This is a genomic window from Streptomyces sp. GDS52, assembly GCF_052246875.1.
Taxonomy (GTDB): domain Bacteria; phylum Actinomycetota; class Actinomycetes; order Streptomycetales; family Streptomycetaceae; genus Streptomyces; species Streptomyces cathayae.
The window spans coordinates 1,271,937-1,285,610 of sequence record NZ_CM125966.1; the positions used below are offsets into that span (position 1 = coordinate 1,271,937).

Annotated in this window: 14 protein-coding genes and 2 pseudogenes; 5 read left to right on the forward strand and 11 right to left on the reverse strand. The window is 70.6% G+C overall.

Going from position 1 to position 13,674, the window contains the following annotated elements:
• Positions 1–148 precede the first annotated feature (148 nt).
• The 3 genes from ACTWJ9_RS05655 to ACTWJ9_RS05665 form a co-directional block, all read right to left on the reverse strand.
• A complete protein-coding gene (locus ACTWJ9_RS05655) occupies positions 149–1,159 on the reverse strand; it encodes a YihY/virulence factor BrkB family protein (RefSeq protein WP_279333101.1) in 1,011 nt (336 codons plus the stop codon).
• A 127-nt stretch (positions 1,160–1,286) separates the two neighbouring features.
• Entirely contained in the window at positions 1,287–1,559 is a 273-nt protein-coding gene (locus tag ACTWJ9_RS05660) for a hypothetical protein (RefSeq protein ID WP_341483677.1), read from the reverse strand.
• Positions 1,560–1,774: 215 nt separating this feature from the next.
• Positions 1,775–2,116: a DUF4396 domain-containing protein gene (locus ACTWJ9_RS05665; RefSeq protein ID WP_387038298.1), complete on the reverse strand. Its 342-nt coding sequence runs from the start codon at positions 2,114–2,116 to the stop codon at positions 1,775–1,777.
• Between the two features lie 385 nt (positions 2,117–2,501).
• On the opposite strand from ACTWJ9_RS05665, the gene ACTWJ9_RS05670 reads away from it, so the two are divergent.
• The gene (locus ACTWJ9_RS05670) at positions 2,502–2,768 is read left to right on the forward strand and encodes a hypothetical protein (protein ID WP_279333102.1); all 267 of its coding nucleotides are present in this window, start codon (positions 2,502–2,504) and stop codon (positions 2,766–2,768) included.
• Between the two features lie 35 nt (positions 2,769–2,803).
• Here ACTWJ9_RS05670 and ACTWJ9_RS05675 read toward each other — a convergent pair whose 3' ends face one another.
• From ACTWJ9_RS05675 to ACTWJ9_RS05705, 7 genes are all read right to left on the reverse strand, one after another.
• Entirely contained in the window at positions 2,804–3,169 is a 366-nt protein-coding gene (locus ACTWJ9_RS05675; protein ID WP_279333103.1) for a hypothetical protein, read from the reverse strand.
• A gap of 11 nt (positions 3,170–3,180) precedes the next feature.
• Entirely contained in the window at positions 3,181–3,330 is a 150-nt protein-coding gene (locus tag ACTWJ9_RS05680) for a hypothetical protein (RefSeq protein ID WP_279333104.1), read from the reverse strand.
• 365 nt (positions 3,331–3,695) lie between these two features.
• A complete protein-coding gene (locus ACTWJ9_RS05685; protein WP_279333105.1) occupies positions 3,696–4,268 on the reverse strand; it encodes a hypothetical protein in 573 nt (190 codons plus the stop codon).
• Positions 4,265–5,656: a hypothetical protein gene (locus ACTWJ9_RS05690; protein ID WP_279333106.1), complete on the reverse strand. Its 1,392-nt coding sequence runs from the start codon at positions 5,654–5,656 to the stop codon at positions 4,265–4,267. Before ACTWJ9_RS05690 ends, ACTWJ9_RS05685 begins: the two co-directional genes overlap by 4 nt.
• Entirely contained in the window at positions 5,653–6,459 is an 807-nt protein-coding gene (locus ACTWJ9_RS05695; RefSeq protein WP_279333107.1) for an ABC transporter ATP-binding protein, read from the reverse strand. The genes ACTWJ9_RS05690 and ACTWJ9_RS05695 overlap by 4 nt, the downstream gene beginning before the upstream one ends.
• Positions 6,460–6,494: 35 nt before the next feature.
• Positions 6,495–7,322 (reverse strand): zf-HC2 domain-containing protein, encoded by an 828-nt coding sequence (locus tag ACTWJ9_RS05700; RefSeq protein WP_279333108.1) that lies wholly within the window; start codon positions 7,320–7,322, stop codon positions 6,495–6,497.
• The gene (locus ACTWJ9_RS05705; protein WP_279333109.1) at positions 7,319–7,867 is read right to left on the reverse strand and encodes an RNA polymerase sigma factor; all 549 of its coding nucleotides are present in this window, start codon (positions 7,865–7,867) and stop codon (positions 7,319–7,321) included. Before ACTWJ9_RS05705 ends, ACTWJ9_RS05700 begins: the two co-directional genes overlap by 4 nt.
• Positions 7,868–8,184: 317 nt before the next feature.
• On the opposite strand from ACTWJ9_RS05705, the pseudogene ACTWJ9_RS05710 reads away from it, so the two are divergent.
• The 3 genes and pseudogenes from ACTWJ9_RS05710 (at position 8,185) to ACTWJ9_RS05720 (ending at position 9,818) form a co-directional block, all read left to right on the forward strand.
• Positions 8,185–8,994 (forward strand): annotated as a pseudogene (locus ACTWJ9_RS05710) (IS5 family transposase).
• A 222-nt stretch (positions 8,995–9,216) separates the two neighbouring features.
• Positions 9,217–9,657 (forward strand): annotated as a pseudogene (locus ACTWJ9_RS05715) (rhomboid family intramembrane serine protease); the annotation flags it as partial.
• 26 nt (positions 9,658–9,683) lie between these two features.
• Positions 9,684–9,818, forward strand: a complete 135-nt coding sequence (locus ACTWJ9_RS05720) for a hypothetical protein (protein ID WP_279333110.1) — start codon at positions 9,684–9,686, stop codon at positions 9,816–9,818.
• A 62-nt stretch (positions 9,819–9,880) separates the two neighbouring features.
• Here the strand turns inward: ACTWJ9_RS05720 and ACTWJ9_RS05725 are convergent, their stop codons facing one another.
• Positions 9,881–11,074, reverse strand: a complete 1,194-nt coding sequence (locus ACTWJ9_RS05725; RefSeq protein WP_279333111.1) for a serpin family protein — start codon at positions 11,072–11,074, stop codon at positions 9,881–9,883.
• Between the two features lie 698 nt (positions 11,075–11,772).
• On the opposite strand from ACTWJ9_RS05725, the gene ACTWJ9_RS05730 reads away from it, so the two are divergent.
• The gene (locus ACTWJ9_RS05730; RefSeq protein WP_443295855.1) at positions 11,773–13,656 is read left to right on the forward strand and encodes an ATP-binding cassette domain-containing protein; all 1,884 of its coding nucleotides are present in this window, start codon (positions 11,773–11,775) and stop codon (positions 13,654–13,656) included.
• The last annotated feature ends 18 nt before the right edge of the window (positions 13,657–13,674 follow it).

Here is a 13,674-nt window from a genome sequence, read left to right on the forward strand (position 1 = left end):
CACGCGCCGCCGGACAACCACAGCGCACAGAGCACGAGCGCCAACGCCGTCAGGGGGACCAGCACCGCCGCGCGTGAGCGAAGAGGGGGATCGGGTGTGGCACTGGTGGGGTCGGGTAGCCGGAGCCCATTGCCGGCCCCCGGCCCTCTCAGAGGTCGTCAGGGGGTTGTCCGCGCCGAGGCTTCGGCGGCGGCTCGAAGTGCACCCGGACCTTCTGAAAGCCCTTGAACGTCTCGGTGGCGGCGTAGGACTGGTAGGCGCGACGGTCACCCGCGCTGAGGTCCACTCGGTCCGTGAACGGTGTCAGCAGGCTCCGCGGCCACAGCCTCAGCAGCCGGACGGCTCCGACCTCGGCAGCCGTGATGAAGATGAGTGCCCCCGCATAGAGCCAGGCGAGCAGCCCCAGGACGATGCCGAACATGCCGTAGGTGGCTGTGCTCCCGCGCAGGACATGGCTGACGTAATAGGTACCCACCCATTGCAGCCCCTGCCACGCGCAGGCAGCGCCGAGCGCGATCATGACGAGTCCGCGCAGCGGCAGCTCCCGCTGCGTCAGCAAGCGGTAGCTCACGAGGAGCAGGGAGGTGGTGAGGCACACGGAGGCCACCGTGGCGGCGATCCAGGCCCCGCCCCACAGCCGCGCGCCGAACAGGTACGTCTGCGAGGCCGCCACGGACAGCAGGGTGAACGCGCACAGTCCGAGTGCCAGGATCAGCAGGGACAGCAGCCCCTTGAGCCGTGAGCGGAAGGGGTCCGGCCGGGCGTGCCGGGGCACTGCCCAGATCTTGTTGAGGGCGTACTGCGCTGCCTGGGCCACGCCCAGAGAGCCGTAGACGCTGCCTGCGATGCCCACGACGAGTGCGGTACTGCTGCCGTGGAAGGAATGGATGTTGCCGGCGATCTGGTCGCCGATGACGGGGAACTTGCTCAGGGCCGAGTCGAGGACCCGCTGACGCAGGGCGGGATCGTTGCTGAGGAAGGTGCTCAGGACGGTGACGAGGATGAGGAGGAGCGGGAAGAGGGAGAGAAAGCCGTAGTAGGTGAGGAGGGCGGCGAGGTACAGGGCTTGGTCGTCGTAGAACTTGTACAGCACGGCGAGTGGCAGTCCCACCCAGCGGTGACGTCGCTGGTAGCGGTCCAGACGCTCATGGAGGGTCATCGTTCGCGCCTTTCCCGAGGGCCCGAGGCGTTCGTTGTGCCAGGCGATGGCGCGTCTGGTCTCAGGTTCGCGTAGCCCGCGGTCCGGCATCCCAGTCGCTCAAGGGTGAGGACGGACGGGCCGGCGGTCAGGGCCCGGAGACCTCCGCCGCCCACAGTTCCTCGTACGTGAACGGGCGGTGCCGGTGGAATTCCCGCACGACCGCGCAGTGCGGTTCGCTGCACGCCGGGACGAGCCGCAAGCCGTCGAACCATTCGTTGTCGGAGTTCACGGAGAACGGGTCGGGCACGTAGCCGCGCGTCGCCTCGCTCTCGGGGAAGGTGGCCGCGCACAGGTCACACAGCTCCAGACGGGTCTCCTCTGTCTTTCGCTTCGGGTTCTTCCCCTTCCACCTTTTCATCGGGTCCCACCACATGTGAGGGGAAAAGACGCAAGTGCTCCGGCGGGGCCCTGACCGCGGGGTCGCGACGCGTCACAGTGCCCGGGTCTCCTCTCGGCCCGAGTCGGAAACGGGTAGAGCAGGTCGTTACCCGGTTGGCTGCCGGCACACCTGCTCTGAGCGGCCGGGCGTTCACGGGCCACGCGGTGAAGAACCGCGCACCATTGACACCTGCATCAGCATCCCGTGTGCGGCCGATGTCTTCGGCAGCCCCGGGGAGAAGATGACCTCCTGACAGACCCACCTGCCCAAGAAGGGACCACCTGGAAGGCAAGGACGGACAAGGTGTCGGCCTTGATCGCCGCCCGGATCCCCTCCGCCCGGCTGACGTCCCGCATCGGGGCGCTCATGAAGTACCGGAAGACGACACCGAGGATCCGGGCGAAGGCGAATTCGAGCACGAAGTCGGCGTGGAGGGCCCTGCCCGCGAGCGTCGGTCGGGCGGCACGGAGCAGCCACTCCGCGGAGACGTCGCCCAGGGTGCAGCCTGCGCCGCGGTGGCTGACCGCCTTCGACATCACCTGCCACCGCGGCGGCTTTTCCGAGTCCGCGGCGTCGCCGAAACTTCGACCGGGTGATGCGCCTGCTCGCCGTCCACGAGGCTGCTGAGGAGAAGCACGTCAAGGGAGCTGCTGGTCGCACAGGGGCCCCACGGAGCTGGATGTCTGCGGCGCCTGGACGAGGTCAGTCGCGCGGTTTCCCAGCATGCCGCGCGTGAGAAGCGTGAGGAGTTCCGGGCGCTGCGGAAAGTTGTCAGCCTGCCCCGGCTGCGCAGACTGGGCGCTGAGGTCAAGCTCACCCAGGCATACGATCCGACCCGGCCGCATCGCCGGGTCAACAACGCGATCATGAACAAGCCGGCCGCACCGGTCTTCGGCCCCGAAGATCCAGGTCGGCGCCCCGGTGCGCGCGGCGGCCCGTCCGGAGATCACCCCGCTCGACGAGGAACAGCGCAAGCGGGTCCGCCGCGTGCTGCGGCGCCGCCGCGTGGCCTGCCCGTCCTGCGGAAACCGCCGGCGGTGGACCGTCGGCGACGCGCTCCACCTGGGGTTCCTCTTCCTCGACGAGGACGAGGACGCCTACATGATCGCGGTGACCTGCCGCCGCCGCGGCTGCCCACGGCCCCGCACCGGCGTCATCGCGCACCGGGCGGACGTCCTGGAACCCTGACCCCGCGCCGTCCCGCGGCCCGGTGCCGGCACCGCTCACCGTCGCCGCTCGCCGTCCGGGCGCGGCACCGCCAGGCCGAGCCGCTCGGCCAGCGGCGCGACGTCCCGCAGTTCGGCGCACAGGTCCGCGAACCGGTCCCGCTCGGCCGGACCGAGCGCGCCTCGACGGTCGTACCGCACCAGCCGCGGCAGCCGACCGTGCAGAAAAGCCCCCCACCGGATGCTGAAGCCGTACACGCGGTCGGCGTCCCCGGCCTGCTCGGGGTCCCCGGCCAGCTCGCGCAGCTGCCGTACCTGGGTGAACAGCAGGTCCAGGTCCGCGGCCGCACCGGGGACGGCCGCGGACTCCGGTTCGCCGCCGGCCGGCCGCCTGCGGCGCGCGCTCCACCCACAAAATCCCATGAGCGCGGCGGCTACAGGCTCGGTTCGGCGACGCCGAGGGCGTACGGAACGCCCCGCAAGGTCAGATAGACCCGTTCCGGGCCCACCGCCATGCCCGACAACGGCGCCTTCCTCGCCGCCGCGTCCCGCACCGGGGCCCCGAGCCGGGACCGGGCCACCATCAGGAGCCTGTCCCCGCCAGGTGACGTGTCGATCGCGACCAGCCGGTCCGTCCCCTCCTCCGCGGCTTAGAAGTCACGAGGCATCATCAAGGGTTCACTTGCGTTCGCCCGTCCAGCCTTCCCCTCGCCTGTTGCACCCCGATGGCCGAGACGCTCTTGGGCTTGACCGCTCCGCTTCACACCCCGCCGTTACCAGCAACGCATGGGAGCGCGGGGACGGGCCCCGGACACTGGCCCGAAGTTCAGCCGATCGATACCTCCTTCACGTGGCTGGACTTACTTACGTGGAGCGACTTCGTGTCGCACACTGAGCGCTTCGGTTGGCGGGCTTCGCCAACTGAAGCGCCCAGCGCGGAGCGTGTCCGTTACCGTCTCGGTCCTGCTGCGGCGTACAGCACGGTGCCGGTCGCCAGCAGGACCCACGCGGTCGCGGCGGACGCCGTCGTGGCGGGGGAAAAGATCATCCAGTTGCTCACCTCTCCCACGATGCCGGGCGGAGCCGGGACGAGGAGGGCGAACGCGAGCCAGCCGATCGGCAGGGTCCATGCGAACGGTGCCCCGCAGAGCACCGCCCCGAGCGCGGCCAGGCCGACCAGGCCCGCGCTGTCGCGGACGACGAGCGCGACCGGGACGAGCTCGGTTCCCGCCCCCTGGACCGCCAGCAGCGCCGCCCCGGCGACCGCGCCGGCCAGCAGCACGTGCGCCGCCCGCCGGGGCACCCACCGGATCGCGGCCGTCCGGTCCAGCGCGGCGTCCTGCCCACCGAGCCCGACAGAGGCGGCCGCCACGTTCGCGGCCAGGATCAGGACCGCGGTCCCCAGGCTCATCGGGCCCGCGCCGTCCCGGTTGAAGGTCCACGCCGCCAGCGCGACGAGCGCGACCGCTGCGGCCGAGGTGGGCACCTGTCGTGAACGGGCGTACAGGATCAGCCACCTCATGACGACGCCTCCCCCGCCAACACCTCGGTGTACCCCGTGCAGGAGAGGGCGGCGGCGCGCACCTCGGCCATCCGCGAGCGTTGCTCGGCCGGTGACAGCGCCGTCAGCCGCCGCCAGACGACGTCGGCGTCCGCCTGTTCACGCTGCGAGTACGCGTAGCGGTCCGGCGTCTGCAGCGGTGTGAACCGCTGATCGCCCAGGGCCCAGCTCGCGGCGATGCTCTGTGCGGGGATGTCCAACTGCCCCGAGCCCTCCCAAGGGGTGCGCGGTGCGCAGTTCGGTACCAGGCCCTCGGCGACCAGGAGGCGGGTCAGTTCCGCCCCCGTCGCACGGGCGATCAGCGGGTCGCCGAAGTCGACCAGCACCGTGTCGCGGGAGAGCCGGCGGTCGTCGCCGACCGCGCGCAGCCGGGTGTCCTCCCGCACCGAGTCCGGTGCCTCGTCGCCCAAGGCGTTGTGCAGCACGCGCAGCGCGTCCTTGCCGCGCGACGCGAGTTCGGGCAGGTGCGAGCGGTTCGCCTGCGTCACGCACACCGGCCCGTCGCAGACCAGGGTGGCGGCGGCCTCGTCGATGACGTAGGTGTCGCGCGGAGTGGCCGGGAGGATCAGCAGGGCCAGGGCCGCGCAGGCCAGGGCGGGGGCCACCGCGAGCAGTCGGGCTCGGAGGGTCGCGGCCGACAGCAGTGCGAAACCGGTGGCGAGCAGGCCGAGCAGCCAGAGCGTCTGGCCGAGGTGCACGGAACCGGACAGGGTCAGCAGCATCTCCCGCGGCTCCACGGTCGCCGGGAGCAGCAGGGAGAGCCGGTTCGGCGCGACGCTCGACGGCAGTACCTCATCATTGCTCGGCCGCAGGGAGAGGGTCGTCAGCAGGAGGAACAGGGTCAGGGCCGGCGGGGTGAGCGCAAAAGGCACGGCCCGCGCGAGGCCCATGCCGAACACGGCCCCCGCGACGAGGGACAGCGCCGCCACCAGCGAGATCGGCAGCCAGCCGAGACTCGTGTAGGTGGTGGCGCCGAGGGCCACCTGGACTCCGCCCACGAGGACCAGGAGGCCGAAGCCGGGCACCAGCACGAGGGCCGTCGCGCCGGCCGGCAGCGCCGCACGGCGCCAGGCCGGCAGCGGCGTGGTCGTCAGCAGTTCGGTCATCCGCGAGCGGGAGTCGCGCAGCCCGTACACCGCCCCCAGGCCCACCACGAGCGGCCACCAGAAGCTCAGCAGGTACCGGGTCCACAGGGCCATGGAGGTCCACTGGGCCGTCCATCCCGCGTCACCCTGCCACCAGATCCCGTCGATCAGCAGGAGGACCGCCAGGCTGCCTGCCAGGACGACGACGCCGAGCCACGGGGCGGCGGAGCGCTTCAGCTCGATGCGCAGGACACGTGCGTTCACCAGGTGCCTCCCGGCTGCTCGGAGCCCTGGAGCAGCGCCGAGTAGCCGCGCTCCAGGGGGCTGCCCCCCGGGTGTTCGGGGCCGCCCGCCGCGGCCAAGTCGTCCGGCGCGCCCTGGAAGACGAGGCGGCCGTCGGCGAAGAGCACCACGTCGGAGCAGGCGGCCGCGACGTCCTCGACCAGATGGGTGGAGACGACCACACACGTGTCACGGCCCAGTTCCTGCAACAGCTCGCGGAAGCGCAACCGCTGCGCCGGGTCCAGGCCGACTGTCGGCTCGTCCAACAGCAGCACCGCGGGATCGTTGACGATGGCCTGAGCGATGCCGGCCCGCCGCACCATGCCGCCGGACAGGGTCTTCATCCGGTGGTCGGCGCGGTCCGCCAGGCCCACCCGTTCCACGGCCCGCTGGACGGCCGCGGGGACGTCTGCCTTCGGAACCTCCTTCAACCAGGCCATGTACTCGACGAACTCACGCACGGTGAAGCGCTTGTAGTAGCCGAAGTCCTGCGGCAGGTAGCCGATCCGGCGGCGCAGGGCCCGGTGGTCAGCCATCGCGCCCACGCGGGTGCCGAGCATCTCCAGTTCGCCCTCGGTGGGGCGCAGCACGGTGGCCAGCGTCCGGATCAGGGTGGTCTTTCCCGCTCCGTTGGGTCCCAGGAGGCCGTGGGTGCCGATGCCCAGGCAGAGGTCGAGTCCGTCGACGGCCATCTTCTTGCGTCCGACGCGTACTCTCAGGCCGCGGGCCCGGATCTCCCAGGCGTAGGTTTTCGGCGCGGTGTCGACCGCGTTCGTGGTGGGCATGGTGCGGTGGTCCCTTTCGAAGGTCGACGATGGTTTCACAGCGTTGAGTACGCTTTTCTGCGGGCGATCACGGCGCCGATGCCGAGCGCGAGGAGCAGCCCCCACGCGGGCAGTTGGTCGGGCTGGAAAACAATTCGCAGGGCAAGGGGGGTGTGGCCGGTGACCCACGTGGGCGCCACGACGACGACGCCCCACGCGACCGCAAGCCCGGTGGCGGCGCGGGTCACGCCGACCAGGCTGCCCAGCGCCAGGGCGGTGGAGGTGAAGGCCAGGGAGGGCAGCAGCCACTGCGCGGCCGTCATGGTTCCGGTCAGCCAGCCCTCCACCAGGAGCCCGGGCAGGACCACCACGAGAACCGCCGTGGTGCGCCTGAGGAGCAGGGGCAGGCCGGCTCGGGCGGTCGAGGCCGTCAGTTCGTACGCCGGGTCCAGGCCGCGCGACCACGATGCGGCGACACCACACAGCGGCAGCACGGGGGCGATCGCCAGCACGGGAGAGATGTCGCCGAAGAACGTGGGCGGCGCGAGCGAGTCCAGCAGCAGCGCCATCAGGGTGACCACGACGGTCATGGCCAGCCACGGGGCCATGGCCGGCGTCAGCCAGGCCGACAGCCCCCTCGGGCGGTGTCGCCGCGAGGGTGTCCTGACGGCCGCGTCCAGCTGCGGTTCCAGACCGGCGCGGACGGTGTCGAGGAGCGTGGCGATGCCGGGCACCTCGGTGGCCACGGAGGCCGCCAGACGACTCCGGCACATCGCGCACGTCTCCAGATGGGCCTCCAACGCCCACACCGCGTCCACGGCCATCTCCGTATCACCACGTGCGTAGTCGTCGAGCAGCCGCATCGACGCGTGTTCCCCGCTCATGTCAGCGCCTCCCGCATCGCGATCCGGGCCCGGCGGGCGCGGGTCTTGACCGTGCCTTCGGGCAGTCTGAGCAGGACGGCGGTCTCCCGCACGGAGAACCCGTCCAGCACCATGGCCTGCAGGACCTCTCGAAGTTCCGGCGCCAGTCGCCGAAGAGCGTCACCGACGTCCCCGTCGACGGTCCCGGCCAGTGCCTCGTCCTCCGCCGCGGGCACCACCGCCCGTTCGGCGGCGGCGACCGGCGGCTCGGCATGGTGGGCACGGCGCCGGAACGCGTCGACGAGGCGGCGCGCCGCGATCGTCCACAACCATCCGACGGCCGTCCCGCCGACCGCGCTCCCGGCGAACGCGCCGGCCGCGCGCCACACCGCCAGATAGGTCTCCTGCATGACCTCGGCGACGATCTGCTCGTCCGAGCAGCGGCGGCGCAACCGCACAGCCAGCCACGGCGACGTGCGCCGGTACAACTCGTCGAACGCCCCGCGGTCACCTCTGGCCACCAGCCGGACGAGGCGCTCCTCGTCCAGCTCGTCCAGTGCTCTCACACGTAAGCTCACACCAGCCAGACGCCCGATGGTGCGCACAGGTTCTACGTCTGACGTGGTTTGCGTCACAGTGCCACGCGTGGAGGATTCCGATCCCCGTGAACCCCGGTCGCCGGTTGCGATCCGGCTCGTGATGAACCCTGGCGCCTCGTGGTGCTGCACCCTTCTCGGTGCAGCCCTGACCAAGTACGCCGACTGACGCGCAGTCGCAATCGATGCCGAAGGTCCAGCCCGCCAACTGAAGCACTCACTGTGCGACACGAAGTCGCTCCACGTAAGTAAGAAGCCATCTCAATTGGCTCGGTAGGCTGTCGACCATGGCAGGGATCGTTGAGCGGCTGGTGCCGGATGAGCTGTGGGAGCTGTTCCAGCGGGTGGTGCCGTAGGCGCCCTCGCGGCCGCAAGGTGGCGGTCGGCGCCGGCACGGCGACCGTGAGGTGCCGGCCGCGATCGTGTTCGTGGCGACCTCCGGGTGCACGTGGCAGCAGCTGCCCGCCGCGTCGTTCGGGCCGTCCGGGGCCACGGCCCACCGCCGGTTCACCGAGTGGACCAAGGCCCGGGTGTGGGCCAGGCTGCACCGCCTGGTCCTGGACGAACTCGGAGCCCGCGGCGAGCTGGACTGGTCCCGTTGCGCGATCGACTCGGTGAACATACGGGCCCTGAAAAGGGGGACCTGACGGGTCCGAATCCTGTCGACCGGGGCACGTACGGGTCGAAGATCCACCTGATCACCGAGCGGACCGGTCTGCCCCTGTCCGTCGGCATCTCCGGCGCCAACGTCCACGACAGCCAGGCCCTGATCCCGCTGGTCAAGGGCATACCCCCGATCCGCTCCCGCCGCGGCCGACGTCGGCGCAGGCCCGGCAAGCTCCACGCCGACAAGGGCTACGACTACCGCCACCTGCGGCAATGGCTGTCCCGCCGGGGCATCGGGCACCGCATCGCCCGCAAGGGCATCGAGACCTCCCAGCGGCTCGGACGGCACCGCTGGACCATCGAACGCACCATGGGCCTGGCTCGCCGGCTGCCGCCGACTCCACCGCCGCTACGAACGCAAGGCCGACCACTTCCTCGCCTTCACCAGCATCGCCTGCACCCTGATCTGCTACCGCAGACTCACCAAATGAGATGACTTCTTAGAGCCGACTGACCTTGATCAGGTCACCGGTGGCCGTCGCCGCCGGAAGGCGAGGTCGGCGGTCTTCTCCACCTCGCCCGCCGGACCGAGCCGGACGTCGGTCCGCATCACGACGGAGGGCTCCTCGCCGGGGCCTCCCGCTCGCCGCTTGCCGGCTCCTTGCTGACCCAGAGCTCAGCAATCAGGCCCATGACCTGGACTGACGCCCACCCTTCAGATCTTCGGCAACAACATCGAGGACCGCATGGGCCGTCTGCGGTACCTGCTGTTCTACCTGGTCTGCGGCTACGCGGCCGCATACGGATTCGCACTCACGAACCCCTACGCCACCACTCCCCTGATCGGCGCCTCCGGAGCGATCGCGGGGGTGCTGGGCGCCTACCTGGTCCTCTACCCGAAGGCCCGCGTCTGGGTCCTCGTCCCCTTCCTCATCTTCCTACCCCTGCGTCTGCCGGCCTGGATCGTCCTGGGCCTGTGGTTCCTGCTGCAGGCGCTCTACTCCGCCGGCGCTGGCGTCACCGGCGCCGGAACCGTGGCCTACGCGGCCCACATCGTCGGCTTCATCGTGGGCATGCTGATCGCCTGGCCCCTCAAACCGGGCACTCCCCCACCCCCCGAACCGAACGGCATCCTCTTCGGACGACAGACCCGAGGGGACTGGCGTCGATCAGAAACTCAATGGGTTCTGATCAATACAAGAGGCCCGATGCCTTCGAAGGAACGCTGCGCGCGCTCAAGCGCGTCACGCTCAGCCCGAGCCGGATCAGCGACATCGCCCGCGCCGACCTCGTCCTCGACGACCACTGGAAATGATCTTTGTCGAAAAACCCCAGTGCCTGGCCGAGTTCTCTGCGGCCTCGCGTCTCCTGGAACGCTCACCAGTCCCAGGAGGCTTCCTCGAAGGTGTCGGGGGTGACGACCCATCCTGCGTTGAGGACGAGTCGGGAGGTCCGGTGCAGAGCGAGGAACCCGAAGGGGCGGTCGAAGCGGGCGCTGATCTCGCGGGCTCGGAAAGGGTGACGCGGGATGCCACCGGCCATCATGGCGAAGGCGGTGACGGCCCCGGAGCGGAAGCCGCGTGCGCCGAACGTCGCCGTCATTGCCTGTGCGGCGGCCTGGACCGCAAGCGGCTCGGCACTGATGCCGGGAAAGTGGCCCTGCGAGGCGTCCGTCGCCGTGCGCAGGCCGAACAGGTCGGGGTGGTCGAGCAGGTCGTGGCGGACTTTGACGGTGAACGGCACGGTGGATACGTGGAGCGTGGGTTCGCCGTCGGTACTGGGGGCGCGAGTCACGGACAGCCCGGGGCCCGGAGTGCCGTGAGGGAGGTGATCGCCGGGGACCATGGTCCGGCGGTTGTGGAGCGCGCCCACAGCCGCAGTCAGTACCTGGCCTGCGGTTGCTTCGGGTGTTCCGAGGTACAGGTGGACGTCGATGCCATGGGTACCGATGACCTGAAGTTCGGTGAGGGGGCCGGCTGCCGTGTCCGCGACGCCGACCCGGTTCAGGAGACTGGTGGTTCGGTGCAGGCCGGCCAGGTCCATGCCGCGCCAGGGCCCCGTTTCGGCTTGCATTCCGCCTGGGGTGAAGGGCCGGATCCAGTCGGTACGGAGGGTCAGGGCGCTGGCCAGCACCAGCAGAGTCTCGTCGTTCACCGTGACCGGCATCGCGTCGATCTCTCCCTGGGTGCGCTTGGCTGCCCATGTGTCGAGACACGACTGGTCGCTGACGGGGTCGCCGGTGAGCTGCCCGTGCACATCGGCGGGCAGTAGGTCCAGCCAGGCCGGTTCGACGGGCAGGGTGCTGCGAGTCCACAGCCCCAGGGCTGTGCTCAGGCCACGCGCCGCCTCGAGCGTGGAGAGCAGGTCGCGTGCTGCCGTTGCGGCGCCGTCCGCCGGGATGCCGAGTGCATCCGAGAGTTCCTGACGAGCGGGACCCACGGCACCGTCGGCCAGAAGGCCGAGTAGCGGCCACACCCCGGCTGCGGCGAGTACCGTGCCGTCGTGGGGCAGGGCCTCGACCCAACGCGCGGCCAGTCCGTTGACGGCTCTGACTGTGCCGTGACTGGCCATGCCTGCCCTTCCGTTGCTCCCGGTCCTCGCGAGAGGAGAGCCGGAAGTGCCGGCTGGCGAGCGAGAGGCTACACCGAAGCTCTCCGCTGTCGAGTTGCCCGAACCGGACGGCGTGCTGAAGCCGCTGCCTTCGCTGATCAGCAACGGACACCAAGCCCTGCCCGTACACCTGCGCCCGGACGCCCGCTGATCACCACTTCGGCCTGGAAGACCGTTGTGACCACCACCCCGAACACCGTCTCCGCCTGCCTCCTCACGATTCCGGCGAAGCCGCACTGCCCGCCCCGCGGCGCACCGCGCGTCCTGGTGCGTCATCTACTCAGCTCGGGGCAGGCCACCCCGCCCTCCACGACTCGGCCCACCCCGTCAGGACCCGAGTCTGCTTGGCCTCCACCTTCCAGGCGGCGGAGAGGCAGCAGAGTCATCGGTCGCTCGGACGGTGCCGGCATCCCGTCGCCTTCGGGCGGTCGGCCGCTCGAACCTCATTCGTCACAGGGGTTTCGAGCGTCGGCGATTCGGCCATTCCGGGGCACCGCCCAGGGGCGGCACAGCGGGCCCAGGGGCCGTACAGGCCGTGCGGTGCAAGGGGTCCACGCCGTCCGGAATCGAGTGCGTTCGAATCCCGATCAGCGTCGTTAAGCCGGGCACTGCCGAGCCATCCAGGTACGGCTCCGACCCCATGGAGGAACCAGGTGACTGTGACTGCCGCCTCGACCGAAACTCCCGAGACGCCTCCCCCTCCACCGCCGGCCACCATCAGCTTCGAGGGCAAGTTCGGCCAGAACCCGCTGGAGGACGCCGGCTTCGGGACGATGTGCCGACGCCTGCCCTCCGTACTGGCCCACACCGCGCGCAAGGCGTGGGCCGTCGACAGGACCGGCTCCGTACTGCTCCTCGTGTGCCAGGTGCTCACCGGCGTCGCCGCCGCTGTCGTCCTGGCCTCCACCGCCCGCGCCATGACACACGTCCTCGGCGGCGGCACCGTCTCCGAACGTCTGCACGGCGCGGTCCCCGCCTTGATCATGGTGACCCTGGCCGCGGGCACCGGCCGGATCTGTGGCCTCCTGTCCTCGTACGCGGACGGACGCATCACGCCGCTGTTGACCACCGAAGCCGACGTCGCGCTCGTCTCCGCCGTGCTGCGTGTGGAGTCGTCCGCCTACGGGAGGGACGGTTTCTCCGACCAGCAGGAGGCGGCCGAGATCGGGGTCACCCGCACCCGCCTGATGGTGCAGGACGCGCAGCGGTTCATGTCCGCCCTGGTCCGCATGATCGCCGCCGGCGGGGTCATCACCGCACTGCATCCGCTGATGCTGCCGGTGCTCCTCCTGGCCGTGCTGCCCGCCGGCGTCGGAGCCGTGCTGTCGGCCCGTGTCGACTACCGCACGCACTTCCTCAACCTCGGCGACCGCAACGTACGGGCCATGATGCGCAGTTGGGCCACCCACTCCCGCTTCGGCGACGAGGTCCGCGCCAACGGCATGACCGGCTACCAGATCTACTGGTACCAGGCCCTGTTCGACCGCATCGACCGGCGCACCCTCGAAGCGGCGCCGCAGATGCTGCGCATCCAGTTGTCCACCAGCGCCCTGGGCGGCTTCTTCCTGATGTGCACCTGGGCCACCCTCGCCGGTCTCTCCGTCACCGGCCGCATCGCCCTGCCCGTCGCGGCCACCGCGGTGGTCGCCGTCCAGAGCGCGCTCGCCGCGCTCTCCCAGGTCGTCATCAACGGCGCCGCCCTGTTCCACACCTCGCTCTACCTCGCCGACATGCGGGCGTTCCTCGGCCTCGCTCACGAACGCGCCCCGAAGCGGGGTGAGCTGACGATCCCGGAGCGCGTCGACGAGATCCGTATCGAGGAGGCCGTCTACCACTACCCCGGCAAGGAGGATCCGGCCGTCGCGGGGATCTCCCTGACCCTGCGCCGCGGTGAGATCCTGGCCGTCGTCGGCGCGAACGGTTCCGGCAAGTCCACCCTGACCAGACTCATCACCGGGATCGTGCTCGCCGACAAGGGGCGCGTCCTGTGGGACGGCGTCGATCTCGCCGACGCCGACCCCGACGCTGTGTGGAGCCGCACCTCACTCGTTCCGCAGAACTTCGCGTGCTGGCCGTTGCGGGCCCGCGAGAACATCACCCTGGGCCAGCCCCGCACCCACGACGACGAGCCGGTGTGGGACGCCATCGACGCCGTCGGCATGCGCGAGGAGATCGAGAGGCTGCCCCGCCGACTCGACACCCTCCTGGCCCGAGAGCTGTTCGGCGGCGCCGAACTGTCGGGCGGTCAGTGGCAGCGGCTCGTGTGTGGCCGCGCGCTGTACCGGCAGACGCCGCTCATGATCCTGGACGAGCCCACCTCGCAGATGGACGCCCGCGGCGAGCACTCGATCTTCACGCAGATCAAGCGCCTGGCACCCCAGTGCATGACGATCGTCGTCACGCACCAGCTGGAGAACACCCGGCTCGCCGACCGCATCCTCGTGATGGACGAAGGCCGCGTCGTCGAACAGGGCGCGTACGACGACCTGGTGAACGCCGGCGGCCAGTTCGCCGACCTCGTCGCCCTGGCCAAGGACCGCTGACCCACCCACGGAATCGAG